Origin of the sequence: Microvirga flavescens (assembly GCF_003290125.1) — a bacterium.
GTDB lineage: Bacteria > Pseudomonadota > Alphaproteobacteria > Rhizobiales > Beijerinckiaceae > Microvirga > Microvirga flavescens.
The window spans coordinates 743,339-769,510 of the sequence record NZ_QMKH01000001.1 but is presented as its reverse complement, the minus strand read 5'-3'; the positions used below and the strand labels follow the sequence as shown (position 1 = coordinate 769,510).

The 26,172-nt window shown below is 64.4% G+C and carries 22 protein-coding genes; 10 read left to right on the top strand and 12 right to left on the bottom strand.

Going from position 1 to position 26,172, the window contains the following annotated elements; all coding sequences use genetic code 11:
• The first annotated feature begins 41 nt into the window (after nt 1-41).
• On the top strand, nt 42-785 hold the full coding sequence (locus tag DQW91_RS03460; protein ID WP_112662129.1) for a M48 family metallopeptidase: 744 nt from the start codon (nt 42-44) through the stop codon (nt 783-785).
• A gap of 83 nt (nt 786-868) precedes the next feature.
• On the top strand, nt 869-2,056 hold the full coding sequence (locus DQW91_RS03455) for a multidrug effflux MFS transporter (protein WP_112662447.1): 1,188 nt from the start codon (nt 869-871) through the stop codon (nt 2,054-2,056).
• Here the strand turns inward: DQW91_RS03455 and DQW91_RS03450 are convergent.
• Nucleotides 2,053-4,200 carry a transglycosylase domain-containing protein gene (locus DQW91_RS03450; RefSeq protein WP_112662128.1) on the bottom strand — a complete coding sequence of 716 codons (2,148 nt, stop codon included), beginning with the start codon at nt 4,198-4,200 and terminating at the stop codon, nt 2,053-2,055. The genes DQW91_RS03455 and DQW91_RS03450 overlap by 4 nt on opposite strands.
• 141 nt (nt 4,201-4,341) lie before the next feature.
• Complete coding sequence (locus DQW91_RS03445) at nt 4,342-4,764, bottom strand: OsmC family protein (RefSeq protein ID WP_112662127.1); 423 nt, start codon at nt 4,762-4,764, stop codon at nt 4,342-4,344.
• Between the two features lie 161 nt (nt 4,765-4,925).
• Between DQW91_RS03445 and DQW91_RS03440 the strand changes: the two genes are divergently transcribed.
• Nucleotides 4,926-5,567 (top strand): DUF1345 domain-containing protein, encoded by a 642-nt coding sequence (locus DQW91_RS03440; RefSeq protein ID WP_112662126.1) that lies wholly within the window; start codon nt 4,926-4,928, stop codon nt 5,565-5,567.
• A 3-nt stretch (nt 5,568-5,570) separates the two neighbouring features.
• On the opposite strand, the gene DQW91_RS03435 is transcribed toward DQW91_RS03440, so the two are convergent.
• From DQW91_RS03435 to DQW91_RS03425, 3 genes are read right to left on the bottom strand one after another with little or no spacing between them, the layout of a single operon-like run.
• Nucleotides 5,571-6,125 carry a regulatory protein RecX gene (locus DQW91_RS03435; RefSeq protein ID WP_112662125.1) on the bottom strand — a complete coding sequence of 185 codons (555 nt, stop codon included), beginning with the start codon at nt 6,123-6,125 and terminating at the stop codon, nt 5,571-5,573.
• A 6-nt stretch (nt 6,126-6,131) separates the two neighbouring features.
• On the bottom strand, nt 6,132-6,869 hold the full coding sequence (locus tag DQW91_RS03430) for a phosphatase PAP2 family protein (RefSeq protein ID WP_112662124.1): 738 nt from the start codon (nt 6,867-6,869) through the stop codon (nt 6,132-6,134).
• Nucleotides 6,870-6,921: 52 nt separating this feature from the next.
• Nucleotides 6,922-8,112: a winged helix-turn-helix domain-containing protein gene (locus tag DQW91_RS03425; protein WP_198411785.1), complete on the bottom strand. Its 1,191-nt coding sequence runs from the start codon at nt 8,110-8,112 to the stop codon at nt 6,922-6,924.
• A 216-nt stretch (nt 8,113-8,328) separates the two neighbouring features.
• Between DQW91_RS03425 and DQW91_RS03420 the strand changes: the two genes are divergently transcribed.
• Nucleotides 8,329-9,816 carry an MDR family MFS transporter gene (locus DQW91_RS03420; protein ID WP_112662446.1) on the top strand — a complete coding sequence of 496 codons (1,488 nt, stop codon included), beginning with the start codon at nt 8,329-8,331 and terminating at the stop codon, nt 9,814-9,816.
• An 83-nt stretch (nt 9,817-9,899) separates the two neighbouring features.
• On the opposite strand, the gene DQW91_RS03415 is transcribed toward DQW91_RS03420, so the two are convergent.
• The 3 genes from DQW91_RS03415 to DQW91_RS03405 are packed head-to-tail and all read right to left on the bottom strand — an operon-like array spanning nt 9,900 to nt 12,963.
• Nucleotides 9,900-11,069, bottom strand: a complete 1,170-nt coding sequence (locus DQW91_RS03415; RefSeq protein ID WP_112662122.1) for an ABC transporter permease — start codon at nt 11,067-11,069, stop codon at nt 9,900-9,902.
• Nucleotides 11,066-12,010 carry an ABC transporter ATP-binding protein gene (locus DQW91_RS03410; RefSeq protein WP_425373367.1) on the bottom strand — a complete coding sequence of 315 codons (945 nt, stop codon included), beginning with the start codon at nt 12,008-12,010 and terminating at the stop codon, nt 11,066-11,068. The genes DQW91_RS03415 and DQW91_RS03410 overlap by 4 nt, the downstream gene beginning before the upstream one ends.
• Nucleotides 12,010-12,963 (bottom strand): HlyD family secretion protein, encoded by a 954-nt coding sequence (locus tag DQW91_RS03405; RefSeq protein WP_157961319.1) that lies wholly within the window; start codon nt 12,961-12,963, stop codon nt 12,010-12,012. The genes DQW91_RS03410 and DQW91_RS03405 overlap by 1 nt, the downstream gene beginning before the upstream one ends.
• A gap of 235 nt (nt 12,964-13,198) precedes the next feature.
• On the opposite strand from DQW91_RS03405, the gene DQW91_RS03400 reads away from it, so the two are divergent.
• The 3 genes from DQW91_RS03400 (at nt 13,199) to DQW91_RS03390 (ending at nt 16,606) form a co-directional block, all read left to right on the top strand.
• Nucleotides 13,199-14,755, top strand: a complete 1,557-nt coding sequence (locus tag DQW91_RS03400; protein WP_112662119.1) for a helicase HerA domain-containing protein — start codon at nt 13,199-13,201, stop codon at nt 14,753-14,755.
• 102 nt (nt 14,756-14,857) lie between these two features.
• Nucleotides 14,858-15,103 (top strand): DUF1127 domain-containing protein, encoded by a 246-nt coding sequence (locus DQW91_RS03395; RefSeq protein WP_112662118.1) that lies wholly within the window; start codon nt 14,858-14,860, stop codon nt 15,101-15,103.
• Between the two features lie 69 nt (nt 15,104-15,172).
• Nucleotides 15,173-16,606 carry a M20 family metallopeptidase gene (locus DQW91_RS03390; protein WP_112662117.1) on the top strand — a complete coding sequence of 478 codons (1,434 nt, stop codon included), beginning with the start codon at nt 15,173-15,175 and terminating at the stop codon, nt 16,604-16,606.
• Between the two features lie 67 nt (nt 16,607-16,673).
• Here DQW91_RS03390 and DQW91_RS03385 read toward each other — a convergent pair whose 3' ends face one another.
• Nucleotides 16,674-17,051, bottom strand: coding sequence for a VOC family protein (locus DQW91_RS03385; protein ID WP_112662116.1), 378 nt, complete (start codon nt 17,049-17,051; stop codon nt 16,674-16,676).
• A 215-nt stretch (nt 17,052-17,266) separates the two neighbouring features.
• Here DQW91_RS03385 and DQW91_RS03380 point away from each other — a divergent pair, with 215 nt between their 5' ends.
• On the top strand, nt 17,267-18,205 hold the full coding sequence (locus DQW91_RS03380; RefSeq protein WP_112662445.1) for a ring-cleaving dioxygenase: 939 nt from the start codon (nt 17,267-17,269) through the stop codon (nt 18,203-18,205).
• A 46-nt stretch (nt 18,206-18,251) separates the two neighbouring features.
• Here the strand turns inward: DQW91_RS03380 and DQW91_RS03375 are convergent, their stop codons facing one another.
• Both DQW91_RS03375 and DQW91_RS03370 read right to left on the bottom strand, forming a co-directional pair.
• Nucleotides 18,252-19,151 carry a Gfo/Idh/MocA family protein gene (locus tag DQW91_RS03375; RefSeq protein WP_112662115.1) on the bottom strand — a complete coding sequence of 300 codons (900 nt, stop codon included), beginning with the start codon at nt 19,149-19,151 and terminating at the stop codon, nt 18,252-18,254.
• A gap of 67 nt (nt 19,152-19,218) precedes the next feature.
• Nucleotides 19,219-21,138: a heavy metal translocating P-type ATPase gene (locus tag DQW91_RS03370; RefSeq protein ID WP_112662114.1), complete on the bottom strand. Its 1,920-nt coding sequence runs from the start codon at nt 21,136-21,138 to the stop codon at nt 19,219-19,221.
• 222 nt (nt 21,139-21,360) lie between these two features.
• Here DQW91_RS03370 and DQW91_RS03365 point away from each other — a divergent pair, with 222 nt between their 5' ends.
• Complete coding sequence (locus tag DQW91_RS03365) at nt 21,361-21,993, top strand: DsbA family protein (protein WP_112662113.1); 633 nt, start codon at nt 21,361-21,363, stop codon at nt 21,991-21,993.
• Nucleotides 21,994-22,199: 206 nt separating this feature from the next.
• Nucleotides 22,200-23,426, top strand: a complete 1,227-nt coding sequence (locus DQW91_RS03360; protein WP_112662112.1) for an IucA/IucC family protein — start codon at nt 22,200-22,202, stop codon at nt 23,424-23,426.
• Nucleotides 23,427-23,661: 235 nt separating this feature from the next.
• Here the strand turns inward: DQW91_RS03360 and gyrB are convergent, their stop codons facing one another.
• On the bottom strand, nt 23,662-26,088 hold the full coding sequence (gene gyrB / locus DQW91_RS03355) for a DNA topoisomerase (ATP-hydrolyzing) subunit B (RefSeq protein WP_112662111.1): 2,427 nt from the start codon (nt 26,086-26,088) through the stop codon (nt 23,662-23,664).
• Between the last annotated feature and the right edge of the window lie 84 nt (nt 26,089-26,172).

The following is a 26,172-nucleotide window of genomic DNA, read 5'->3' as shown; positions in this document are numbered from 1 at the left end:
GCTGCGCTGACATCGGGCGCGCGGCAGGGCACATTGCGGACATGAGATTCGCATTGTTCCGCCGCGTTCCCGCGGACCCTCCCTCTCTGAAAGTCTTTCACGCCGGACAGTCCTTCCAGGTGGCCCTGCGCCGTCGCCCGACCGCCAAGCGCATCACCTTGCGTGTGTCGAACGCCACCGGCGAGGTGCTGCTGACGATCCCCGAGCGCACCGATCTCGCCGTCGCCCAGCGCTTCGCCGACGGGCATGGCAGCTGGATCGCCGCGCGCTTGTCCAAGGTGCCCGCGCGGGTGCTGTTCGAGCCCGGCGCGCTGGTGCCCCTGCGCGGCGTTCCGCACCGGATCGTGCACTGGTCGAATGTCCGCGGGCGCACGCAGGCCACAGTAGACGAGAACGGCGATCCCATCCTTGCCGTCTCCGGCGATCTGCAGCACGTTCCCCGCCGCATTCAGGATTTTCTGGAAGCCGAAGCGAAGAAGGATTTCGCCGAGGCCGTGAAGCGCCATACGGCTTCGCTTGGCGTCACGGCCAAGCGCATCACCGTGCGCGACACGCAGAGCCGCTGGGGCTCCTGCTCCGCACGGGGGGCGCTCAACTTCTCCTGGCGGCTCATCATGGCCCCGCCCTTCGTGCTCGACTACCTCGCCGCCCATGAGGTGGCGCACTTGCGCGAGCTGAACCATTCCCACCGCTTCTGGTCGCTGGTGCGCGGCATCTGCCCGCGCACGGACGAAGCAGAGGAATGGCTCAAGGTCTACGGCAGCGCCCTGCACCGGATCGGCTGAGCCTGTTCGAAATCCTGTCCAAGCGTGACAGTGATCGGCTTTGGCCTTAAAGCCCGGCAGTGCTCTTCACACTCCGGTTTTCGATGCTCAAGCCCGACACCTTCGCGCTCACCGCCGTGCTGGCGTTCCTGACCGCGCTCGGTCCGCTCTCCACGGACATGTACCTGCCCTCGCTGCCCATGATAGCGGCGGCGCTGCAGGCGACGAGCGCCGAGGTGCAGCTCACGCTCTCGACCTTCCTCCTCGGCTTCGCCGTCGGGCAGTTCTTCTACGGGCCGGTGTCCGACAGAGTGGGCCGCAAGCCCGTCCTTCTGTTCGGCCTCGGCCTGTTCATCCTGGCGAGTTTTGCCTGCGCGCTCGCTCCCTCCATCGAAACGCTGATCGGCGCGCGCTTCCTGCAGGCGCTCGGCGCATCGGGGCCCATCGTGCTCGGGCGCGCCATCGTGCGCGATCTTTACGACGGCGCGCGGGCGGGCAAGGAACTCTCGCGCATGGGTACTATCATGGGAGTCGTGCCGGCTCTCGCGCCCGTGCTCGGCGGCGTGCTCGGCGTTGCGTTCGGATGGCGCGCCTCCTTCGTGCTCACCATCGTCTGCGGCCTGATGCTGGCGGCCATCGTGATCTTGCGCCTGCCGGAGACAATCCGCACGCGCTCCACGACGCCGATCTCCCTTCCCGCCATGCTGCGCGGCTTCGCGGAGTTGCTGAAGCATCGCGGCTACCGCGTCTATGTCGGCCTTGCCATGCTGACTTATGGCGGGCTCTTTGCCTTCATCTCCGGCTCGTCCTTCGTGCTGCAGGGCGTCTATGGCCTGAGCGAACTCGCCTTCGCGTTCTCCTTCGCCTTCGTGGTGATCGGCTACATTCTCGGCACCGCGCTCGCGCAGCGCCTCGTCGGACGGCGCGGTCTCGACGGCACCGTCAAACTCGGCGCGATCTGCCTTGCGGCGGGCGGCGGCCTGATGCTGGCGCTCGTCGGATTCGGCGTGCCATCCTCGCTAGCGGTGAGTGCGCCGATGGCGATCTACGGCATCGGCGTCGGCCTCACCATGCCGCAGGCGATGGCCGCCGCCATGATGCCGTTTCCGGATCGCGCGGGCGCAGCCTCGTCGCTCCTCGGCATCTGTCAGATGACCTTCGCGGCCCTCCTCGGCATCGGCCTCGGCCGCTTCCTCGACATCGGCTCGGCCCTGCCATTGCCCATCGCGATTGCGGGAACGGGCCTTGCGGCACTCACGCTGTTCGCGACGACAGGGCGGGTGCGGGGTTAGAGCCCGAACAACTTCTCAAAAAAGTTCTTCTCGCGGCTGCCGCGTTGGGTTGGGGCGATCCAGCCGCTTTCGCGTTGGGCGTTGGCGACCGCCTGTCCCGGCGCGCCCGCGACAGGAATGTCGCGTGGACCGATCCCTTCAAGGCCGGGCAGCGGCACGGGCTGCTTGTCCTTCAGCGCGAGCTTCATGAAGTTGTGCCAGACCTCTGTCGGCAGGTTGCCGCCGGTGACGCGCTTCGTCAGCGTGCCGTCGTCGTTGCCGAGCCACACGCCGGCGACGAGGCTGCCGGAGAAACCGACGAACCAGGCGTCCTTGTAATCCTGCGTCGTGCCTGTCTTGCCGGCGAGCGTCCAACCGGGGATCTGCGCTTTCTGCGCGGTGCCGATGACGAAGGTGTTGTGCATCATCTCGTTCATCATCGAAACCGCCGAAGGATCGATGACACGGCCCAAGCCGCCGCCTGCCGGACGCTGGTAGAGCACCTTGCCGTCCGTCGTCTTCACCTGGTTGATGACGTAGGGAATGACGCCATCGCCGCCATTGGCGAAGGCTGCATAGGCGCTCACCAGTTCGAGCGGCGTCACTTCCGACGTGCCGAGGGCGAGCGCTGGAACGGCCTGAAGCGGCGAGGTGATGCCGAGCCGCTGCGCCGTCTGCACCACGGCCTTCGGGCCGACTTCCAGATTGAGCTTCACCGCGATGGTGTTGAGCGAGAGCGCCAACGCATCGCGCAAAGCCATCGGCCCGCGATAGCCACGATCGTAGTTTTCCGGCGTCCAGCCCTTGTAGTTCACGGGGCTGTCGTCGCGGATCGTGTCCGGCGTCAGGCCGCGCTCGATAGCGGTGAGATAAACGAACGGCTTGAAGGACGAGCCCGGCTGGCGGTGCGCGGCGGTGGCGCGGTTGAACTGGCTTGTCTCGTAGTTGCGCCCGCCGACCAGCGCTTTCAACGCACCGTCGGGTTGCATGGCGACGAAGGCGCCCTGGCCCACGTTGAACTTCTGGCCCTTGGTATCGAGCTCCTCCACCAGAACGCGCTCTGCCGCGCCCTGCATGGCCGGCTCGATGGTGGTGGAAACCACGATGTCGGATTCGATGGTGCCGACGAAATCGTCGAGCACGTCCATCACGTAGTCGGCAGCGTAATTCGCCGAGCCCGCGCCTCTCGGGCGGACGGGTTGCGCGGGCGCGCCGAGCGCGGTCTTCGTCATGCCCGGCGTGATGAAGCCGAGTTCGTTCATCGCCGCGACGACGAGTTCCGCGCGATCCTGCGCCGCCTTCGGATTGCGGTTGGGCGCAAGGCGTGAGGGCGCCTGCACGAGGCCTGCCAGCACCGCCGCCTCGGAGAGCGACACGTTGCGCGCGGACTTGCCGTAATAGCGCTGCGCCGCCGCCTCGACGCCATAAGCGCCGGAGCCGAAATAAACGCGGTTGAGGTAGAGCTCGAGAATCTCGTTCTTGGTGTAGTTGCGCTCGAGCCAGAGCGCGAGGATCGCCTCCTGGATCTTGCGCGAGGCGGTGCGCTCCTGAGTCAGGAACAGGTTTTTCGCAAGCTGCTGGGTGAGCGTCGAGCCGCCCTGTATGCTGCCGCGGCCACGGGAGGTCACGTTGCGCACCAGCGCGCGGGCGATGCCGATGGGATCGATGCCGAAGTGATCGTAGAAGCGCCTGTCCTCGATGGCGACGAAGGCGTTCGGCAGATAGGGCGGCAATTCCTTGATCGAGACCGTGCGCCCGCCCGTCTCGCCGCGGTTGGCGAGAAGCGAGCCGTCGCTCGCCATGATGGCGATGTTCGGCGGGCGCTTCGGCACGGTGAGCTGGTCGATGGGCGGCAACTGCGCGGCGTAATAGGCAACGACCCCGCCGACCGCGATCAGGGCCCACAGGCCAAGCACGACGCCCGCATAAATGAGCTTGCCGAGAAGTGAGCGGCCGCCGCCCCGGCGCTTGGTCTTCTTTTTCTTCGAGGAACGGGAGGCGCGCCGACGCGGGGGCTTTTCAGCCCCGTCGTCATCTCTCGCGACGCGTTTGCGCGTCATGGGTGCCCCAGCCCGATCTTCGGGAGAGAGGCGGAAATCCGCATCATCCCTGTCGGCGGCGGGCGTCTCAAAGACCGGCTCGCGCCGGTTGCGTCCGTTCGCCACGTTTGTCCTCGTTATCCACGGGGCCGCAATAACGACCCTATGGTTGTGGAGCAACGTAATTGTGGCGGTTTAAGGGGCGGTTAAGCTGGGGAAGGGCGAAACCCACTGAAAGAGCCTTGCGCCCTCCCCTTCGCGGTGGGGCTACCCCAACGTGAAATTCATCGTGATCTCGGCGTTGAGCACTTTCGAGACCGGGCAGTTCTTTTCCGCCGCGCGGGCGAGTTCCTCGAACTTCGCCTTGTCGATGCCCGGCACCTTGGCCTCAAGGGTCAGGGCCGATTTCGAGATCTTGAACCCTTGTCCTTCCGGCTCCAGCGAAACGGCGGCCTCGGTGGAAAGCTCCGTCGGCGTGAACCCTGCGCCCTGAAGCTGGAAGGCCAGCGCCATCGTGAAGCAACCCGCATGGGCGGCGGCGATCAGCTCCTCCGGGTTGGTGCCCTTCTCGTTCTCGAAGCGGGTTTTGAACGAGTAAGGCGTCGCGGACAAAACACCCGAATCGGAGGTGAGGTGGCCGGTTCCCTCCTTGCCCGTGCCCTGCCAGACGGCTTTTCCCTTGCGGATCATCGATTGTCTCCTGCTGCGGTTGCGAAGCGATAATCTAGAGCCTGAGGCCGAAAGGAAAGTGGATAGCGGAAAAACTTCCGCTCTCGATGGTGCCGGCAGGTTCGCCATCCGCCATCATCAGGCATATCATCCTCATCAATGATTTTCTGAGGGATCCTTGAATGATCCGCTTTCATGCCGGGCCGCGCCCGCGCCTTCTCATCGCGACGGCGCTGGGGGTCGTCCTCTTCGGGCTGCTGCCGCATCACTGGCTCCTGAACACACGCCTTCTCGTGGCGTGGGACGCCGGGGTGCTGGTCTATCTCAGCGCGTTGTTCGTGATGTTCGCACGCTCCACGATGGAGAAGATGCGCTATCGGGCGAACCTTGAGGACGAGGGCGCGATTGTCGTGCTCATCCTGACGCTCGCCGCCGCCGTGGCGAGCCTTGGAGCCATCGCCATCGAGTTGCGCGGCATTCACGATGCCAATCAGAGCCAGCAGGTGCTTCGCCTGTCGATCGCCGCCGCCACCATTCTCTGCTCGTGGTTTCTCGTGCACACCATTTTCGCCGTTCATTACGCCCATGAATTTTACGGCGATGCGGGCGAACGCGGCGGGCTCAGGTTTCCGAGAGAGAAGAAGCCGGATTATTGGGACTTTCTCTACTTCTCCTTCAACTTCGGTGCGGCGGCGCAAACCTCGGACATCATCGTCCTTTCGCGGCGCATGCGGCGGCTGTCGCTGGGGCACACGGTGCTGGCCTTCCTGTTCAACACCACGGTGCTGGCGCTTGCCGTCAATGTCGGCGCGGGGTTGATCTGAGCGTCAGGCGTTCTCGCGTTCGCCCTCGATCACGCGGCGGACGATGGCGAAGCTGAAACCGGCGCGCGCCAGCGCCGCCATGTCCTTGTCGCGATAAGGCGCGTTCTCGCCCGGGCGATAGGGACCGAGCTTGCGGCGGCGGGCATAAGCATGCGCGGCGGCTTCATCACTGCTCTCGTCCTGTTCGAGCGCCTCCTCAACCACGGCACGGGCAACACCCTTCGCCGCGAGCTTCGCGCCGATGGCACGCGCCGAGCCGCCGCGACGGCGCAGGGTCGCGACGCGGGTCGCGGCGTAACGCGTGTCGTCGATGAGCCCGACGCGAAGGCTTTTTGCCACCACCTCGTCGATCATCTCCAGAAATTCCGATGGGTCCTCACCGCGCAGGCGGCAGCGTTTCTCGACCTTGCGCCGCAGCACCCGGCGCAGGTTTTCCGTCGAGGAGGCATAGCGTTCGAGATAGGCCATCGCCGCGCGTTGCAGATAAGCGGGCGTGACCCGGCGCGGGACCTTGCGGCCCGCCGCGCCCTGAGGCGGGAGCGGATCAGACAACGTCATGCAGTGTTATGATTCCGCTGCGGCTTCGCCGGGCTTTTCCACCTGGCCGCGCCGCTGCAATTGCAGGGTCACGAACCAGCACAAGGACGCCCACGCCGCGCCGACGCACCAGCCGGCCAGCACGTCGCTCGGCCAATGAACGCCGAGATAGACGCGGCTCACTCCGATGATGAGCGTGAGAAACACCGCAAGCCCCATGATGAAGGCCTTGAGCCTCTTGCGGGCGAACATGCGGGCGAACAGCGCGCCGAGGGTGAGATAAGCGATGGCCGAGAGCATGGCATGGCCGCTCGGGAAGCTGGCGGTGTAGACCTCCATCGCATGCGGCACGAGGTCGGGACGCGGGCGGTCGAAGCCGCTCTTGAGCAACCCTGAGAGAATCATGCCGCCATCCACGGCGATCAGCACGAGAAGCGCCGCCCCGCGCTTGCCCGCCATGAGAAGGGCAATGAAGGCGGACACCGTAACGATGCCGAGAACCGCCGTCCCACCAAGGCCGGTGATGTCGCGTGCCGCCTCCTCCAGCCAGCCGGGGCCGAGGGGATCGGCCGGGTTGTCGGGGCTGCGCAGGGCGAGAAGGAGCGCGCGGTCGAAGGTGTTGGTTTCACCTTCCATGACCTCGTTCGCCAGCATGACGAAGGCGAGGGCGAAGAGCGCCAGGCCGAGGAAGGAAACGAGCGGGCCGATTTCGTTGAGGCCGAGCCGCAGCCACACGCGCCGCGCCGGAGAGAGGAATGATGTCATGGGCGAAGAATAGAATGTGCCGCGCCTTCTGGCGAGAGCATGAGCGAAGCCTTCAAAGCCCGAGGCGCTTCACCCAGCTTTTCGGGACGGTGATTTCATCGAGCCCGAGCCATTCCGCCATGAGCCGCAATTCCTCGCTGAGCGCCGGCGCGATGTCGTCGGGGGCGGCGTGATGTTCCGGGTGGATCGAATGGACGATCAGGCGGCCCGCCGCGCGGTCGGCCTTCAGGTCGAGGCGGGCGACGATGTCCTCACCAAGAAGGAACGGCAGGCAGTAATAGCCGAATTCGCGCTTCTCGGCGGGGGTGTAGATCTCGATGCGATAGTGGAAATCGAACAGCTTTTCCGTGCGCGTGCGCTCCCAGACGATGGGATCGAAAGGCGAGACGAGGGCGCGCGCTTCCACTTTACGCGGCAGGCGGGCCTGCGGGTCGAGATAGACTGGCCCGCCCCAGCCTTCGACCGCGACGGGCACAAGATCGCCGGCTTCCACGAGTTCGGGAATGCGCGCCTTCGCATCCTCGGGCTTGATGCGGAAATAATCGCGCAGGCAGCGCTCGCTGGCGATGCCGAGGGCGCGGATGGACAGGCGCAGCAATTCGCGCTGCGCCTCCTTCTCCGGCGGGGTCGGCGTATTGAGGACGGCGGAGGGAATCACCCGCTCCGGCAGATCATAGAGCCGCTCGAACCCGCGCCGCGTCGCGGTGGTGACTTCGCCCGCCCAGAACAGCCATTCGAGAGCATGCTTGCCATCGCTCCAGCCCCACCAGGAGCCCTTCGCCTTGCCGCCTTGCGAAAGTTCACCGGCTGCGATGGGGCCGCGCGCGGCGATTTCCTGGCGCACCTCTTTGATGAAGGCCCGCTTTTCCACGCCGAACCGGGCAATGCCGCCATAAATCCCCTTGCCCGCCGCCGCCCGCGCCATGCGCCAGCGAAAGAGCGGGTGCAGATCGAGACGAATCAGCGAGGCCTCATGCCCCCAATATTCGAAAACCTTGCGCTGCTTGCCTTTTCCCCATGCGGCGTTTTCCAGAAACGCGCGGTCGTAAGCGCCGAGCCGGGAAAACAAGGGCATGTAATGGGCGCGCACCAGCACGTTCACCGAATCGATCTGCAACAGATGCGAACGGTCGAGCGCACGGGTTAAGTGCCGCGCCGCCGCGGCCTCGGGCCGGCCTTCGTGAAACCCTTGGGCGGTGAGCGCGATGCGCCGAGCCTGGGAAAGGGAGAGCTTGGTGCGGATGGCCATGACGAAAACGAATCAGGAACATCTCAGCTAAAGCCACAGGCGCGCTCTGCGCAAGGGGGCGATGCGAGCACCCGGCTTGATCCCCCGCCACGAAGAGGCGCATATCTGCCCTGCACGAATAGTTCGGGACAAAGGCGCATCCGTTTCTAAAACCACGATCCGCCGCCAAGGATCCGCTACTAAGAGACGATGGACGAAATGGACCAGCCCATGACCAGGCCCCCGAGCGGGGCCGCCGCCACTTTGAGCCAGGCCGAGATCCGCTCGATCATCCTTGGATTGATGATCTCGCTGCTGCTTGCCGCGCTCGACCAGACCATCATCGCAACCGCACTGCCGACGATGGGGCGCGACTTGGGCGATGTGGAGCATCTGCCCTGGGTGGTGACGTCCTACCTTCTCACCGCCACGGCGGTGACGCCGCTCTACGGCAAGTTCAGCGACAGCCATGGGCGGCGCATCACGCTTCTCATCGGCATCGTGGTCTTCATTCTCGGGTCCGTCGCCTGCGCGCTCGCGCCGTCCATGCTCGCTCTCGTTGCCGCGCGCGCCCTGCAGGGGCTCGGCGGCGGTGGGTTGATCGCGCTCGCCCAGACCATCGTGGCCGATCTCGTGCCGCCGAAGGAGCGCGGGCGCTACCAGATGTATTTCGCGAGCGTCTTCATGACGGCAAGCCTCGCCGGCCCCGTGCTCGGCGGTGTGTTCGCGGAGCACCTGCACTGGTCGATGATCTTCTGGATCAACCTGCCCCTCGGCCTCGTCGCCTTCGTCATCGCCTATCACGGATTGAAGAAACTGCCCCGGCATGATCGCCCTCACCGGCTCGATCTGCTCGGCGCGGGCCTGCTCGTCACGGCAACCGTCTCGCTTCTTCTCGCCTTGAGCTGGGGCGGCCTGCGGTTTGCGTGGTCCTCCGTGGAGATTCTCTCGCTCGTCGCGGCCTCCATTGTGCTCTGGCTGCTCTTCGCGCTTCGCATGAAGCATGCGCCCGAGCCTCTCATTCCCGCCGATGTGCTGAAGAACCCGGTGGTGCGGATGGGAACGCTCTCGGCTTGTTTCGGCATGGGCACCTATATCGGCCTCACCATCTACCTGCCGGTCTATTTCGAAGTGGTGCGCGGCCTCTCGGCGAGCCAATCGGGGCTTGCGCTGATTCCGCTCGGCGTAGGCACGGTCTTCGGCGCGACCCTGTCCGGCCGCACGATGGCGCGGTTCGCTCATTACAAGCGCGTCCCCATCATCGGTCTCACGATTACGCTTGTGGGAACCGCGATCCTGATCGTCTTCGGCAAGACTATTCCGATTGCCGTCATGGAAGGCGTTCTGCTTTTCCTCAGTGCCGGCGTCGGCACGCTGCTTCCCGTCACCACGGTCGCGATCCAGAACGCGGTTCTGCCGCACCAGCTCGGAACGGCGACGGGCACGGCGAACTTCTTTCGCTCTCTCGGCGGGGCGTTCATCGTCGCCCTGTTCGGCACCATCGTGCTCAGCGGCACGGGCCTCGGTGGCGCGATGAGCTTCGAGAACCTCGCGGCGGCGGCAGCTAAGAGCGGCGTCGATCTCGGCGGTGTCTTCCAGATGGTTTTCATCGCGACCGGTATCGGCTTTGCCGTCGCCCTGGCCTTCATCGCGCTGATGGAAGAGCGGCCCCTGCGCGGCAGCGCCGTCAAGGCGGCCGAGGCGGCCATCGCGGATTAGAGCATGATCAGAACAAGTGGGCACCGGTTGTTCGCCCGGATCATGCGGCAATAGATCGTGTTTCAAAGAGACACGATCACTCTCTAGTCCAGCGTCTGCCGGAAACGGGCGACAGCGAGCGTCATGGCGGCGAGGGAGAACAGGGCGAGCGCCAGCACATCGGCCTGCAGATCCGCGAACGTCGCGCCCTTGAGCATGATGCCGCGCACGATGCGCAAATAATGCGTGAGCGGCAAAAGCTCGCCCACGGCTTGCGCCCATTGCGGCATGCCCCGGAACGGGAAGAGAAAGCCCGACAGGAGCATGTTGGGCAGAAAGAAGAACATCGACATCTGCATTGCCTGAAGCTGGCTCGTGGCGATGGTGGAGAAGGTGTAGCCGACGGACAAGTTGGCCACGATGAAGAGAAGCGTGAGCGCGACCAGAAGCGCGAGACTTCCCTCGACGGGAACGCCGAAGAGAAGCCGCGCGACGATCAGGATCAACGACATCTGCAGGCCCCCGACGACCACGTAGGGCGAGATCTTGCCGAGCATGATCTCGAAAGGCCGGATCGGCATGGCGAGCAGGCTTTCCATCGTGCCGCGCTCGATCTCGCGGGTGACGGAAAGGCCGGTGAAGATCAGCATCGTCAAGGTGAGAATGGTGCCCACGAGCCCCGGCACGATGTTGAGCCGTGTCTCGATGGCGGGGTTGTAGCGCAGATGCACACGAAGATCGTAAGGCGGCTTCTTCGGCGCGAGCGCGGCGGCGGGACCGACGAGTTCGCGGGAAAAGACCGTCTGCGACAGCCCGTTGAGAGCGGCGACCGCGCCGCCGGTGGCGGTCGGATCGGTGGCGTCCGCGATGACGAGAATTTCCGGCCGCTCGCCCCGAATCAGGTCGCGCCCGAAATGCGCGGGGATCTGCACGCCGAACAGCGCCTGGCCGGAGAGAATGAAATGATCGAGTTCCGCCTCGCTCGACGCCGTCAGGCTGATGTCGAAATAATCCGTCGCGCGCATGGCGGCGAGAAACGAGCGTGCGAAGGAACTGTCGTCCTGCACCAGAACCGCCGTCGGCAGATGGCGCGGATTGGCGTTGATGGCCGTGCCGAACAGGATGAGCTGCATGAGCGGGATCAGGATCATCGTCGCGAATGTCACGCGATCGCGCCGCAGCTGAATGAACTCCTTGATGAAGGTGGCGCGCACCCGCAGGAACGAGGCGCGAAAGCCGCGCGTGCGCCGGTCGATGTCGCTCGCGCCGCTCATGCGGAATTATCCTTGATGCGGCTCATCAAGTCGATGAACACGTCTTCGAGCGTCGGCTCGCCCCGCGTCCACGTTTGCGGGCCTTTTTCGCGAAAGGGGGCAATCGCCGCCTCGAGCTTGGCAGCATCGCGACCGCTCACATGAAGCTCGACACCGAACGGCGCGACCATGTCGACGCCGTCGAGACTCTTCAACGTTTCATCGAGATCCGCGAGGTTCGGGCCCGTCACCGTGTAGGTCGACAGATGCGCGCCGGCGATGACCTCTGCCACCGTCCCCTGCGCAAGAATTTCACCATAGGCGATATAGGCGATCTCGTGACACCGCTCAGCCTCGTCCATGTAGTGGGTCGAGACGAGAACAGTCATGCCCTCGTGGGCAAGCTGATGGATCTCGTCCCAGAAATCGCGCCGCGCTTTCGGATCGACGCCAGCCGTCGGCTCGTCGAGCAACAGCAATTCCGGTTGCGGCAGAATGCACGCGCCGAGCGCAAGACGCTGTTTCCAGCCGCCGGAGAGCGCGCCAGCGAGCTGATCGGCGCGGTCGGCGAGGCCGAGGCGGTCGATGGCCTCCTGCGTGGCGCGGCGGGGATGTTCGAGATTGTAGATCCGCGCCACGAATTCCAGATTCTCGCGGATCGAGAGATCGTTGTAGAGCGAGAAGCGCTGCGTCATGTAGCCGACATGGCGCTTGATGTCCGCCGTCTGCGTGCGGATGTCGTAACCAAGGCAGGTGCCGGTGCCGCTGTCGGGGGTGAGAAGCCCGCACAACATGCGCAACGTCGTCGTCTTGCCGCTGCCGTTCGGGCCGAGAAAGCCGTAGATCAGGCCCTTGTGCACATGCATGGTGAGGTTGCGCACGACCGGCGGCCCGCCGAACGATTTCGTGAGGCCGTTAACGTCGATGACGATCTCCGGTTCGGACGTCGTCTGCGCGCTCATCATTGCACCTCCGGCGGAATAACGTTTACCGGCAGCCCGATTGGCAGCATCGCATCGCCGATGGGCGTCGCCTCAACGCGAAAGACGAGCTTCGCGCGCTCCTCAAGGCTGAAGATGACCGGCGGCGTGAATTCCACATCGCGCGAGATGAAGGTGATTTTCGCGGCAAGCCCGCTCGGGCAGCTGTCGCAGGTGACACCGAGCGTATCGCCGAGCTTGATCGTCGCAAGCTTGGGTTCCGGCACGTAGAAGCGGATGCGCCGGTTCCAGGGAGGCAGCAGCGAGAGAACCGGCTGCCCCGCATTCACCACTTCGCCGGGACGGAAGAACACATCCTGCACCTGCCCCTCCACGGACGCGGTGACCGTGAGCTTCGCGAGGTTCGTATTGGCCTCATCGAGGGAGCCTTGCGCCGCGCGGACCGCCGCTTCAGCGGCGGCGATCTCCGCAATGCGCGCCGGAATGCGCCCGGCCTGGATCTGCCGCTCCACCGCCTCCAGAGCCGCCTTGTCCCTGTCGTTGGTCGCCTTGGCCTGATCGTAGGTGGCTTGCGAGGCGATGCCCCGCGCGAGCAGGGTCCGCTGGCGTTCGAGCTCGGCGGTGGAGAGAACGAGCTGGGCCTGCGCCTGCCGCTCCTGCGCCTGCAGCACGGCGATTTCCTCCGGCCGCTGCAGGGAGGCTTGCAGATTGGCGAGGATCGACTGCGCCTGCTGCAACCGCGCGATGGCCTCGGCGCGCTGCGCCGTTTGCGTTTCCGAGGAGATCTGGAAGAGGAATTGCCCCACTTTGACCTGGGAGCCCGAATCGACGGCGAGTTTTTCGATGCGTCCCCCGAGTTCCGGGGCGGCATAGGTCAGATAGCCTTCCACGTAGCCCTGAAAAGTTTCAGGCGTGCGCTCGCTGCGCAGAGCCCACCAGGCGACGCCGCCGATGACGGCGAGGAGAGCCAACACGGCCAAAATCCGGCGAGATATCATGGGTTTTCACGACTGACCGGGCTTTCCAAGCTTATCTAGGCCACGCCAGAGCCGAATCGAGGGCGGCGCCCGGGGCTCGCCCTGCGACCCCGTAACCTTCGTTTTCGGGCGGCAAGATTGTGGAAAGGCTCAGTCACTTCTGCCCCTTCTCCGCCCTTGCCGTGCTAGGAGGGGGCTCCAGCGGAATTCAAAAACGGAGAGCGGGTCGGGAATGAAGGTCGGCATCGACATGGGGACGGTTTCTTCGGGAGGCATCTCCCCGGGGGCGGCGTCCGGCGGTTCGGCCCTTCTCGACCTTGAGGAACTCCTGGCGACACGCCTGCTCGTGCAGGGCAATTCCGGCTCCGGAAAATCGCACCTCCTGCGCCGCCTGCTCGAACAGAGCGCGCCTTATGTCCAGCAGGCGGTGATCGACCCCGAGGGCGATTTCGTCACCCTCGCCGACAAGTTCGGGCATGTGGTGGTGGATGCCGCCCGCAGCGAGGGCGATCTGCAGCGCATCGCCGCCCGCGTGCGCCAGCACCGGGTCTCAGTCGTGCTCAATCTCGAAGGGCTCGACACGGAAGCGCAGATGCGCTGCGCCGCCGCCTTCCTCGGCGGGCTCTTCGATGCCGAGCGCGATCTCTGGTATCCCATGCTCGTGGTGGTGGACGAGGCGCAGCTTTTCGCGCCCGCCGCCGCCGGTGAGGTTTCCGACGAGGCGCGCAAGGTCTCGCTCGGCGCGATGACGAACCTCATGTGCCGTGGCCGCAAGCGCGGCCTTGCGGGCATCATCGCCACCCAGCGCCTTGCGAAGCTCGCCAAGAACGTAGCGGCGGAAGCCTCGAACTTCCTGATGGGCCGCACCTTCCTCGATATCGACATGGCCCGCGCCGCCGACCTTCTGGGCATGGAGCGCCGCCAGGCCGAGATGTTCCGCGATCTCGAGCGCGGCCATTTCGTGGCGCTCGGCCCTGCCCTGTCGCGCCGCCCGATGCCGGTGCGGATCGGCAATGTCGAGACCTCTGCGCGCAGCGGTAGTTTTAAGCTTTTGCCGCTGCCCGAGCAGCAGACGGAAGAGGCGCGCGATCTCATCTTCACCGCGAGCGCGGAAGAAATCGCCCGACCCGTCGCCCCGCGCCGGGCCGCGCCGCCACCGCCGCCCGCGACAAACGATCTTCTGGCGCAGCTCGCCAAGAGCCGCCCCGCCGCCGCGCCTGAATCCTCCATCGAGTTGACGGAGGAAACGAAGGCCGAGCGCGCAGCCGCGCTCGATGCGGTGATGCGCGAAATCCTCGATGATCCGGAAGCCGCGTTCCGCACGGTCGCGGTGCTCTATCAGGATTTTCTCGTGCGTTGCCGCATCCGCCGCATCGGCGGCGAGCCGCTCAACCTGCCCGCCTTCCGCCGCCGCCTCGCGGTGGCGCGCGCCGGTGTCGACACGGCGACCGCCGAGGGCACGGAGTGGGATCGCGCCGTCGCCTTCGCGGGCGATCTCGAAGAGGACATTCAGGGCGTGTACCTGCTTCTCGCGCGGGCCGCGATGGAGCGTTCCGCCTGCCCGCCGGACGGCGAGATCGCGCGCGCCTGCGGCAGCCGTTCGCCGGGCCGCGCGCGCCGTCTCATCGCCTACATGGAAAGCCGCAACATCGTGGTGACCCGCAACGATCCGCGCGGCCTTCGCATCATCGCGTTGCCCGATCTCGGCTGGGAAACCGGCCCCGGCGATCCGAATGCGTTCGAGGAGCCGAGCGCGTCGACGTCGGGCGATCTTTTCGCGGCAGGCTAACCGCCAGGCGCCTTCAAACGCTTCGGCCGCGAACGAAGGGATCACGCGAGACGAACGCTCCTTTTCGAACGATGGTTCAGTCCGAGCAAAGGACCATGAACCATGCATGTCTCATCGACTGAAACTCTCGTCGTTTCCAAAACGTCTTCGCCAGCCTTCCTGCGAAACGCATGGCAGTGGCTGCGCCGCGCCCGGGCGATCCGGCGCACACAGCTAGCCGTCTCCGATTTGAGCGAAAGCCAGCTTCGCGACATCGGGCTTGTCGGCGACGACCCTGCCATGATCCCGGATTCCCACCAGCGCTACTGGCAGGAAGCGCTCGGATTCAGTTTGATCCGCCGCGAGTGAAGGGGTTCTTCCGCAACCGTCTCCGACACGATAAGGTTCGCCCAACAACCATAGGGAGAGACTTCAAAAATGCTGAACGATCGCTTGAGCCTCGATGAAATCGCACGCCGCGTCGATGAGCGGCGCGCGGAATATTGCGCCATGAGCGATCGGATCTGGGGTACGCCGGAACTGGCTTTCGGCGAGCATCGCTCGGTGGAAGAGCAGATCGCAATTCTCGAAGCCGAGGGTTTTCGCATCACGCGCAACGTGGGTGGCATGGCGACGGCCTTCATCGCGGAGGCAGGACAGGGCGGACCTGTCATCGGCATCCTGGGCGAGTATGACGCGCTGCCCGACCTCGCGCAGGAATCGGGCCTGACGCAACACGCGCCGACGAAGGCCGGAACCCCCGGCCACGGCTGCGGCCATAATCTTCTGGGCTCGGCCTCCGCGCTCGCAGCGGCGGCGTTGAAGAGCGCGCTCGAATCGGAAGGCATCGCCGGCACCGTGCGCTATTACGGCTGCCCGGCGGAGGAAAGCGGCTCGGGCAAGACCTTCATGGCGCGCGCGGGCGCGTTCGATGACATCGACGCCGCGTTCTGCTGGCACCCGAACGTCATCAACGAAGTCTCGACCATGAGTTCGCTGGCGACGGTGCAGGCTTACTTCCGTTTCAAGGGCCGCGCTGCGCATGCGGCGGCGTCTCCGCATCTCGGGCGCAGCGCGCTCGATGCGGTGGAACTGATGAATATCGGCGTCAACTACATGCGCGAGCACATGCCCTCCGACGCGCGCGTGCACTACGCCACCACCAACACCGGCGGCATCGCGCCCAATGTGGTGCAGGCCTATGCGGAGGTGCTCTATCTCGTGCGCTCGCCGCTTTATCCCGATGCGCAGAATCTCTTCGAACGCGTGAAGAAAATCGCGGAAGGCGCGGCGCTGATGAGCGAGACGAGCGTCGATGTGCAGATCACCGACGCGACGTTCAACGTGCTTCCCAACAAGGCGTTGCAGGAGGCGATGTACGAGAACATGAAGCGCCTCGGCCCGCCCGGCTTCGACGAGAGCGATCACGCCTTCGCGCGCAAGCTTCAGAAGGACGCGCTGACGGAGGCGGACCTGATCGAGAGCGTGAAGCCGCATGTGGCGCTGAAGATCGAGGCGCTGCACGACGGCCTTCTGCCGATGCCGGAGACCGAGGGCGTATTGATGGGCTCCACCGATGTGGGCGACGTGAGCTGGATCGTGCCGACCGCGCAATGCCATACGGCATGCTTTGCCATCGGCACCCCGTTCCACACCTGGCAGCTCGTAGCGCAGGGCAAGTTGCCCGCCGCGCACAAGGGCCTGGTTCTCGCCGCCAAGACGATGGCCGTCACCGCTGCCGACGTGCTGCGCAGCCCAGACCTCCTCGCTCGCGCCAAGGCGGAACTGAAGGAGCGCACCGGCGGCAGGGCCTATGTCTGCCCGATCCCGCCGGAGGTGACGCCGGAGCATCTCAACGCGAAGGCGGCCTGACGACGACTTCGCCGGCCGATGCGCGGAATCGGCGGTCGACATTTCTCAACATCGTCAACCGACTCCCTTATCGATTGACGATGTTGAGGATGTTGCCATCCGGGTCCTTGAACCACGCCACCTTCAGATCGCCGGCCACATGGAGGTCGCCCTCCAGCGTCATGTCAGGCATGTCATAGTGCTCGAAGGCCACGCCCTTGGCCTTGAGCGCCCGCACGACACCTTCCACATCGTCGCCGACCATCCAGGTGACAGCCGTGGCCTGATTGGTTCCGGCATATTGCGAGCGATAAACATTGATTGTGGTGTTGCCGCTCTTGAAGACGATCAATTCCTCGTCCTCAGCATCGACCTGCACGAGGCCGAGCGTGTCCTCGTAGAACTTTTTCGCCCTCGCCAGATCCTTTACCGCGAGGTTGGCGATTGCATCCCTGTCTTTCAGCATATCGTTCCTCCCTGGAGCGCGAACGGCGGGGAAGGCAGGCGTTCGGTCGCGCCCTAACCTCAATGATCCTTTCGCAGAATGGTTTCCTCTTCGGCGGGATTTCCTTCAGGTCGGGATTATTGCGTTTTCGCAAGACAAGTTCGGCAATATCGGGTGTCGCGCTTGCGCCATCGCAATCCTATCTTCCGGACAACAACCGATTGATGGAGACCATCATGCAACTCACCGGAATTCACCACCTCACCGCCGTCACGGCGGATGCGCCGGGCAACCACGCTTTCTACACGCAGGCGCTCGGCATGCGCCTCGTGAAGAAGACCGTTAATCAGGACGATGTGAGCGCCTATCACCTGTTCTACGGCGACGGCGCAGCCTCACCCGGCAGCGACGTGACCTTCTTCGACTGGCCTGTCGGCCGCGAGAAGCGCGGCACGCACAGCATCGTGCAGACGGCGCTTCGCGTCACCGGCGAAAAGACCCTGCAATGGTGGAAGGAGCGCTTCGACGCCCTGAAGATCGCCCATGAGGGCATTGTCGAGCGCGACGGACGTTTATGGCTCGCCTTCGAGGACCCGGAAGGCCAGCGCCTCGCCCTCGTGGACGATGGCGGCCTCGGCGACGGCGTGACCTGGGCAAAAAGCTCCGTACCCATCGAGCATCAGATCCGGGGCCTCGGGCCGATCACCATCAGCGTGCCGAAGCTGGAGCGCACCGCGCTCGTACTGACGCAGGGCATGGACATGCGCCATGAGCGGGAATTTGCGGAGAAGGACCGCTCCGTGCATGTGTTCGCGATGGGCGAGGGCGGGCCTTCCGCCGAGCTTCACGTCGCGGTCGAGCCGAAGCTTCCTTTCGCGCAGCCGGGCGCGGGCGGCGCGCACCATGTCGCCTTCCGCACGCCGAACGAGAAGACTTACCGCGAATGCGCGGATCGCCTGCAGGCGATCCGCGCGCCGTCGAGCGGACCCATAGACCGGTTCTACTTCAAGAGCCTCTACTTCCGTGAGCCGAACGGCATCCTGTTCGAGATCGCCACGGACGGACCAGGCTTTGCCACCGATGAGCCGATGGCCACCTTGGGCGAAAGCCTCTCCCTGCCGCCCTTCCTCGAAGGACGCCGCAAGGAAATCGAAGCGGGTCTGAAGCCGCTGTAATGCGATCAAAGCCACTCTCCCCCGCCAGCGGGGGAGAGTGCACGCTTTACGTCAAAAGACCTTCGATCAGGTCGACCACAGCAGCCGCTTCTTCCAGCGTGGCGAGACGGCTCGCGCCGCTGCCGAGAAGCTTTGCAAGTTCCTCAATCTGGCCGCCATCGGCACGCGCAGGCTCAATGTCGCCACTCTCATGACGCAAGCGATACCAGTCGCTCATCACCGCCGAGCCCTTCGAGCCTGTCACCTCGAAGCGATTGAAATCGTCGATCTCACCTTCCACAGCAGCATCGATGGTGAGAGTAGCCCGCGCAAAACGTAGCGTCGCGACAAGGCGCGTCTCGGTGCCCTGCGAGCCGCGCTCGACGCTTTTTTCAACCACCGCCCCCGGACCGAACAGGCGCAAGGCCAGAAACACGAAGTGCGAAACGACCTCGCGAGTGAAGCCGCCCTGCTGTGCGCCCGCGAGCCATCCCACCGCGCCGTACTGCCAGCCGCGCGGCCAGGTTTTGAAGCGCAGCGTCAGGCGCGCGGAGAGGTTTTCGCCCAAGGCGCCCGTTTCGACGAGTTCCTTCAGTCGCACTGCGGCAGGTGCCGTCGCGAAGGGGAAGTTGACGGCGGAAGAAACGCCCGCCGCGCGCACTGCTTCCACGCAGGCACGCGCGGAAACGGGCGCGACGGCAAGGGGCTTTTCGCAAAAGACCGCCTTTCCCGCCAATGCCACGGCGCGCACGAGTTCCTCATGGGTCGCGGGCGGCGTCGCGATGTAGATGCAGGCGATTTCGGGATTGTCGATCAAGGCTTCCACGCTCGGCGCGCGCACGACATCGACCGCGACATCCGAGGGATCGTATCCGGCAACCACATGAAAATGCGGATTGGCCCTGAACCCTTCGATCAGCCTACGGCCGATCACGCCAAGTCCCAGAACGCCAATTCCATATGCCATCACGGCCCCCTTTCAATTGGCGAGAGCCATAACCGGTCCTTCCGCCTGACGCCAGCGAACCTGGAATTTAGTTACTGATCTTCGTCCCGCCCCGAAGCGCCCGCAACGCGTTGAGGATCACGGCGACGTCGATGGCCTCCTGAATCAGCGCGCCTTGGACCGGCTGGAGAAACCCGAAGGCTGCCGCGACCATGCCGATGAAGGACAGCCCGATGCCGACATAAACGCTCTCGAGCGCGATGCGGCGGGCACGGCGGGCGATCTGGATTGCGGTGTGCACGCGGTCGAGGCGATCGACGAGGAGCACCACGTCGGCGGCCTGCGCGGAGGCCGCGGCACCCCGTGCGCCCATTGCGACGCCGAGATCGGCGGCGGCAAGCGCCGGCGCGTCGTTCACGCCGTCGCCGATCATCATCACCGGACCGTTTTCCCGCTCGTCGGTAACGACGGCGATTTTGGCGTCCGGCGTGAGTTCCGCGTGAATGGCATCGAAGGGCAGGCCCGCGGTCACAGCTTCCGCCACGTCCCGCCGGTCGCCGGTGGCGAGCACGATGCGCTCGATACCCTGCTCGCGCAGATCGCAAAGAAGATGCGCGGTTCCCGCGCGCAATTCATCCGCCAGAACAAGCGTGCCCGCGAACTTGTCGTCGATAGAGACGGCGACCGTGACGGCACCGATGGATTTTGGTCTTGCGCTCAGCGCGCGCTGAGCATCCGGCACGCGGCTCGCAACGAATTTTCGTCCGCCCAGCACGACGCGCTTGCCGTCCACCTCACCCTCGACGCCTTCACCGGGCGTCTCCACGACGGAAGTTGGCAATGCCAGGGTGAGATTGCGCTTTTGTGCTTCCAGCACGATAGCGCGGGCGATCACATGCTTCGACGCCTGATCGAGGGAGGCGGTGAGGCGCAGCAGATCGTCCTGCGACAGGCCGCTCTCGGCATGGATCGCCACGACGCGGGCTTCGCCGTGGGTGAGCGTTCCGGTCTTGTCGATAACGAGGGCACGGATGCGGGCGAGGGTTTCGAGCGCCTTGCCGCCCTTGATGAGAATGCCCGCCTTCGCCGCGCGCGAAATGCCGGAGATGATCGCCACCGGAACGGCGAGAATGAGCGGGCACGGCGTCGCGATGACGAGCACCGCGAGCGCGCGGATCGGATCGCCGGTCCAGAGCCACGCGCCGCCCGAGAGCACGATGGTGACGACGAGAAAGACCATCGCGAAACGGTCGGCGAGGCGCGACATCGGCGCCTTCACGCGCTCAGCCTCCTCCACGAGACGGATGATGCCCGCATAGGTACTCTCGGCGGCGCGATGGGTGGTGGCGAGATCGAAGGCGTCCCCCGCATTGGTCGAGCCGCTCATCACCGCTTCGCCAACGATCTGCTGCACGGGAATGGATTCGCCGGTCAGCGCCGATTGGTCGAGCACGGCGACACCTTTCGAAACTGTGCCGTCGACCGGCACGATATCGCCGCGCCGCACGAGAATGCGGTCGCCGGGAGCGATCTCATCGAGCGCCACCTCTTCGAGCTTTCCATCCCGATAGCGCATGGCTGTGCGCGGCACGCGGGAGAGAAGCGCGGTCATCTCACGGCGCGCGCGACGCTCCGCATAGGCCTCGAGATATTGCCCGCCCGCGTACATCAGTGCGACGACGACGGCGGCGAGATATTCCTGAAAGATCAGCGCGCCGGACATCGAGAGTGCGGCGACGATGTCGAGCCCCACATCGCCCCGGCGCAGACTGGCGATGATCTCGATCAGCAAAACAGCCAGAACCGGAACCGTCGCCAGCGCCCAGATCGGGCCCGCCCAACTCGCGAATCCAGAAAATCGCGCGACTAATCCGGCGACAAGCCCCAGCGCCGGAAGCGCAACCAGAACCGGACGCACGAGGCGTTGCAGATCCCGCAAGGAGCGCGGGCGTTCCACCTCGGCTGGCAGCGGGACTGTCGATGCGGGGCTTGAATTGCCGGCGTTCATTTCAAAACGTTTTCTTTGCTCACGGAATGCGACCGGAATCCTATCGGCTTCCCACGACGCAGAAAAGCACATTGGATCTAGAGGAACATGCCTGGATCTCCACGCCCTGGCACCCCCCGCGCGTTCTCCAATCAAGTTTGCGTCAGTCTGGGCCACCATGCTTGCGGACGCAGCCAAGCCCGTTACGAATGCAGTGGAACAAGCACCCGGGAAAAGCACGACATGGCGACCGTTCATTACTTCTACGACCCGCTCTGCGGATGGTGTTATGCGGCAAAGCCTCTGGTGGATGTTCTGCGAAGCGTCTCCGGCCTCGCAATCGAATTGCATGGCGGCGGCCTGTTCGCGCAACCGACACACCTGCCGCAAGCAAAGCGCGCGATGATCCGGGACGCGGATGCGCGCATTGCCGACATGAGCGGTCAGGAATTCGGCAAGGCCTATCTCGATGGATTGCTGCCGGACGACAAAACGGTTTTTCATTCCCGCCCGACCATCGCGGCGGTGCTCGCCGCACAACGCCTCGCGCCGGAACGGGCGCTCGACATGGTAAGCGCTATCCAGCTTGCCCATTATGTCGAAGGGCGGCGCGTCGTGGAGGAGCCGGTGCTTGTCTCCCTCGCTGCCGGAATCGGATTGCCCGAGGCGGCTTTCACGCAGGCGCTTCACGCCGTGCCTGTCGACGCGCATATCGACGAGACGCGCGGTCTCATGGCGCGGCTCGGGCTCGGCGGCTTTCCGAGCCTGATCCTCGAACAAGACGGCAATCTCTACGCGCTGCCGCACCAGCAGTTTTACGGCCAGCCCGATGCTTTCCGGCAGGCGCTATCCCAGCTTCTCGCCTCCGAGCGATAGAAGACGCGTCCACGATTCGATTGCGGCTCGTGATGCGTCCTGACAAGACGCGACGGTTACGCTTGTTCAGGCCGTGCCAGCATCAGCGGAAAACATGCCGGTCGCGTGCCTTACAAAAAACGGAAACGGCTCTCAGATTTTTTGCTGAAGGCAGCCCTTCAAGTTTGTGTGCGATACACCCGGTCCCATTAGATTGGAGAGGTCGCGTGGAACTCGCTGCCGTTGTCCAAAACGCTCAAGCGCTCCTTTACATGGAGCGATATGTGGATGAGGGCGCGAAGACGTATAGCCCGTTCGCAGGCCAGACTGAGGCAGCGCCCCGCTATTGTCCCGAAAGTGACGAGCCATTCTTTGAACTTGTGACCGTCAATGCTCCGCGGGACCGCGTTTCAGTTTTCCAAGCCCATCCATCCCCCGGGCTTCTGGAGCATTTCGTAAGGCAACAAGGCGTGCTCTTTCCCGTGCATCCGGAGATTTGGGCGAACGAGACAATCGAAGGCCTCGCTGAAATCAGCGGATTTCCCCGGGAGGCCCCCATCAAGGTCGCTCCCACCGCTTCGACGAGAACCGTTCTCGCTCTGGAGCATCCAAGGGAGTGCCCTGATCATTTCATCAAGCTTCACTACCCTGTTCGAATTTCCCGTTTCAACCGAGAGCTTCGACGACAGAACATCCATAACAGCGTTGCCGTGTCGCGTGATCTTGCCAACTTGCGGTTCGAGAAGTTTGCCTACCTTCCCGACGCTCTCGGCATCACGTTCGGCATTGATGAGAAATCGTGGGGCTTTCTGGTCAGGGAGGCGAGGCCTCGTCCCTTCATCGAGAACAGGTTTCTCATTCCGTGCTTTGCCCTGTATGCGGGCGATCTAAAGCACCCTGACGCTTGTCCCCTGCTTGTGCAGATGATTGCGCGGTTGGCCGTTGAACCCGCTTCGTTCGTCATTCGCGAGATCTTCACCCCCATTGTGGAATGCTGGGCCGCAGCTGCGCGCGAAAGGGGTATTCTTCTGGAGTCGCACGCCCAGAATACGCTGCTCGAGGTCGATCAGGATCTTATCCCTCGAAGAGTGGTCCATCGGGATTTCGACGTCTGGGTCGATCTTGAGGCGAGAAAGCGGGCAGGTCTGGAGATGCCATTCCTTGGACGAGGAATGGCGGCCGACACAGACGAGGCCATCAAGCAGCATTACAGCCTCGTCTATGACCTGTTCATTGGTCATCATTTCTTCGATTATGTCTTGAGGGTCCTCAAATCGCATTACACAATCGATGAAGAGATTGTTCGAGCGCAGGTTCGAAACGTTTTCCATCAATCCTTTCCGGACGCGGACCGTTTCTTTCCGGCCAGGACGATGTTCTCGTTTCGAAACGAACCGTCACCGTCCCTAAAGCCCGTGCTCGAAGACATGCAGCAGGAACCTGTCTGGCGATAGGGTCCCGAGGCATCCGCCGTTGAGGCACATGCCGCTCCCGTGGGCTGAAGCCCCCTCATCCTAAGGAGCCGCGGCAGCGGCGTCTCGAAGGATGATCCAGAGAGCACTGGAGACGCCTCGTCCTTCGAGACGGGCCTGACGGCCCTCCTCAGGATGAGGCTGTGGTGGGTGCACTCGCAAAGAAGCGCACCGAATGGCCCTTAGCACTGGGCGACGTCAGCGCGCCCAGTCAGCATCAAACGTCGAGGTTGGCGACGCTCAGCGCGTTGTCCTGGATGAATTCGCGGCGCGGTTCGACCACGTCGCCCATCAGCTTGACGAAGAGATCGTCGGCGTCCGCCACGTCCTTCACGCGCACTTGCAGGAGCGAGCGCACGTCGCGGTCGAGGGTCGTTTCCCAAAGCTGCTGCGCGGTCATTTCGCCAAGACCTTTATAGCGCTGCAGGGTGAGGCCCTTGCGGCCCGCAGCGAGAACGGCGCCGAACAGCGTGAGCGGGCCGTCGATGGGCGTTTCGTCGCCCTTGCGCACGAGGCTTGCCGGACTGCCGTAAACATCCTGCAGCGAGGCGGAACGCTCGTTGAGCTTCTTGGCTTCCTGGCTGGCGATCAGCGCATCGTCGAGAACCGAAACCTGCTTCACGCCGCGCAAGGTGCGCGAGAAGACGTAGCCGCCGTCGCGCACTTCACCGGTCCAGCCGCGTTCAATGTCTTCCGAAATCGCGTCGAGACGCTGGGCGATGTAGGCGGCGGCCTTGGGGCCCTTGTCCGCATCGTCCACGATTTCCGGCCGCAGCGCGCCCGCAATCGCCGCCTGCTCCACCGCCTTGCGGTCGTAGCGCAGATGCAGGTTGGAAAGGATGGTCCGCACGAGGCGGGATTCATCGATCAGACCTTTGAGCTGATCGCCCTGGAATTCGAGGCCGGAGGAGAGGCGCAAAGCCGCGCCGTCGATGCCGGCGTCGATGAGGAAGTCCTCGAGCGCGCGCTCGTCCTTGAGGTAGATCGACGTCTTGCCGCGCGTCGCTTTGTAGAGCGGCGGCTGCGCGATGTAGAGGTGCCCACGCTCGATCAGCTCCGGCATCTGGCGGAAGAAGAACGTGAGCAGGAGCGTGCGGATGTGCGAGCCATCCACGTCCGCGTCCGTCATGATGATAATGCGGTGGTAGCGCAGCTTGTCGACGTTGAACTCTTCACGCCCGATACCGGTGCCGAGCGCGGTGATGAGCGTGCCGATTTCCTGGCTCGACAGCATCTTGTCGAAGCGCGCGCGCTCCACATTGAGGATCTTTCCGCGCAGCGGCAGCACGGCCTGGAAGGCGCGGTCGCGGCCCTGCTTGGCGGAGCCGCCTGCGGAGTCGCCCTCCACGAGGATCAGTTCGCACTTCGACGGATCGCGCTCCTGGCAATCGGCAAGCTTGCCGGGAAGGGAGGCGATGTCGAGCGCGCCTTTACGGCGGGTGAGTTCGCGCGCCTTGCGCGCCGCCTCGCGGGCGGCGGCGGCTTCCACCACCTTGCCGACAAGGGTCCTGGCTTCGGTCGGGTGTTCCTCGAGCCAGTTGTTGAGCGCCTCATTCAGCACGTTCTCGACGACGGGCCGCACTTCGGAGGAGACGAGCTTGTCCTTGGTCTGCGAGGAGAACTTCGGGTCGGGCACCTTCACGGAGACGATGGCGGTCAGGCCCTCGCGGCAATCGTCGCCGGTGAGCGAAACCTTTTCCTTCTTCGTGAGGCCGGAGGATTCCGCATAGCCGTTGACCTGGCGGGTCAACGCCGCGCGGAAGCCCGCAAGGTGCGTTCCACCATCGCGCTGCGGGATGTTGTTGGTGAAGCAGAGCACGTTCTCGTGGTACGAGTCGTTCCACCACAGTGCGACTTCGACGCCGATGCCGTCCTTCTCGGAGCGGATCACGACCGGCGCGCCGATCAGCGGCGTCTTGGCGCGGTCGAGATAGCGCACGAAGGCCTCGACGCCGCCTTCGTACATCAATTCTTCGCGCTTATGCTCCGCGTGACGCTTGTCGGTGAGGACGATACGCACGCCCGAATTCAGGAACGCCAGTTCGCGCAGGCGGTGCTCGAGGGTGGCATAATCGAATTCCACCATCGTGAAGGTTTCCTGGCTCGGCGTGAAGGTCACTTCCGTGCCGCGCTTGCCCTGCGAGTCGCCAACGACGGCGAGCGGCGCCACCGCATCGCCGTGGCGAAACTCCATGAAGTGTTCCTTGCCGTCGCGGAAAATGCGCAGCTTCAGCGAGGTCGAAAGCGCGTTCACGACGGACACGCCGACGCCGTGCAGGCCGCCGGAAACCTTGTAGGAATTCTGGTCGAACTTACCGCCCGCGTGGAGCTGGGTCATGATGACCTCGGCGGCGGAAACGCCCTCCTCCGGGTGGATGTCGGTGGGAATGCCGCGCCCGTTGTCGGTGACCGTCACCGAACCCTCGGCATTCAGCGTCACGGTCACTTCCGTGGCATGGCCGGCCAGCGCCTCGTCGATGGCGTTGTCCACCACCTCGTAGACCATGTGATGGAGGCCCGAGCCGTCGTCCGTGTCGCCGATATACATGCCGGGGCGCTTGCGCACCGCATCGAGGCCCTTGAGGACCTTGATCGATTCCGCGCCGTAGGAATCGGCATTCTCGTTGACTGCAGGCTCGGCCATATCGGGATCCCTGGGAAGCGGCGACACGCGCTTCGAAGTTTGATTCGTCAGATCAAATATTTAGGCATTTTCGCATGGAATTTC

Excerpts from the sequence above, each read along its gene's own strand:
- DQW91_RS03460 (WP_112662129.1), top strand. The coding sequence starts at position 42 with ATGAGATTCGCATTGTTCCGCCGCGTTCCCGCGGACCCTCCCTCTCTG.
- DQW91_RS03455 (WP_112662447.1), top strand. The coding sequence starts at position 869 with ATGCTCAAGCCCGACACCTTCGCGCTCACCGCCGTGCTGGCGTTCCTG.
- DQW91_RS03445 (WP_112662127.1), bottom strand. The coding sequence starts at position 4,764 with ATGATCCGCAAGGGAAAAGCCGTCTGGCAGGGCACGGGCAAGGAGGGA.
- DQW91_RS03440 (WP_112662126.1), top strand. The coding sequence starts at position 4,926 with ATGATCCGCTTTCATGCCGGGCCGCGCCCGCGCCTTCTCATCGCGACG.
- DQW91_RS03435 (WP_112662125.1), bottom strand. The coding sequence starts at position 6,125 with ATGACGTTGTCTGATCCGCTCCCGCCTCAGGGCGCGGCGGGCCGCAAG.
- DQW91_RS03430 (WP_112662124.1), bottom strand. The coding sequence starts at position 6,869 with ATGACATCATTCCTCTCTCCGGCGCGGCGCGTGTGGCTGCGGCTCGGC.
- DQW91_RS03420 (WP_112662446.1), top strand. The coding sequence starts at position 8,329 with ATGACCAGGCCCCCGAGCGGGGCCGCCGCCACTTTGAGCCAGGCCGAG.
- DQW91_RS03415 (WP_112662122.1), bottom strand. The coding sequence starts at position 11,069 with ATGAGCGGCGCGAGCGACATCGACCGGCGCACGCGCGGCTTTCGCGCC.
- DQW91_RS03410 (WP_425373367.1), bottom strand. The coding sequence starts at position 12,010 with ATGAGCGCGCAGACGACGTCCGAACCGGAGATCGTCATCGACGTTAAC.
- DQW91_RS03400 (WP_112662119.1), top strand. The coding sequence starts at position 13,199 with ATGAAGGTCGGCATCGACATGGGGACGGTTTCTTCGGGAGGCATCTCC.
- DQW91_RS03395 (WP_112662118.1), top strand. The coding sequence starts at position 14,858 with ATGCATGTCTCATCGACTGAAACTCTCGTCGTTTCCAAAACGTCTTCG.
- DQW91_RS03390 (WP_112662117.1), top strand. The coding sequence starts at position 15,173 with ATGCTGAACGATCGCTTGAGCCTCGATGAAATCGCACGCCGCGTCGAT.
- DQW91_RS03385 (WP_112662116.1), bottom strand. The coding sequence starts at position 17,051 with ATGCTGAAAGACAGGGATGCAATCGCCAACCTCGCGGTAAAGGATCTG.
- DQW91_RS03380 (WP_112662445.1), top strand. The coding sequence starts at position 17,267 with ATGCAACTCACCGGAATTCACCACCTCACCGCCGTCACGGCGGATGCG.
- DQW91_RS03375 (WP_112662115.1), bottom strand. The coding sequence starts at position 19,151 with ATGGCATATGGAATTGGCGTTCTGGGACTTGGCGTGATCGGCCGTAGG.
- DQW91_RS03370 (WP_112662114.1), bottom strand. The coding sequence starts at position 21,138 with ATGAACGCCGGCAATTCAAGCCCCGCATCGACAGTCCCGCTGCCAGCC.
- DQW91_RS03365 (WP_112662113.1), top strand. The coding sequence starts at position 21,361 with ATGGCGACCGTTCATTACTTCTACGACCCGCTCTGCGGATGGTGTTAT.
- gyrB (WP_112662111.1), bottom strand. The coding sequence starts at position 26,088 with ATGGCCGAGCCTGCAGTCAACGAGAATGCCGATTCCTACGGCGCGGAA.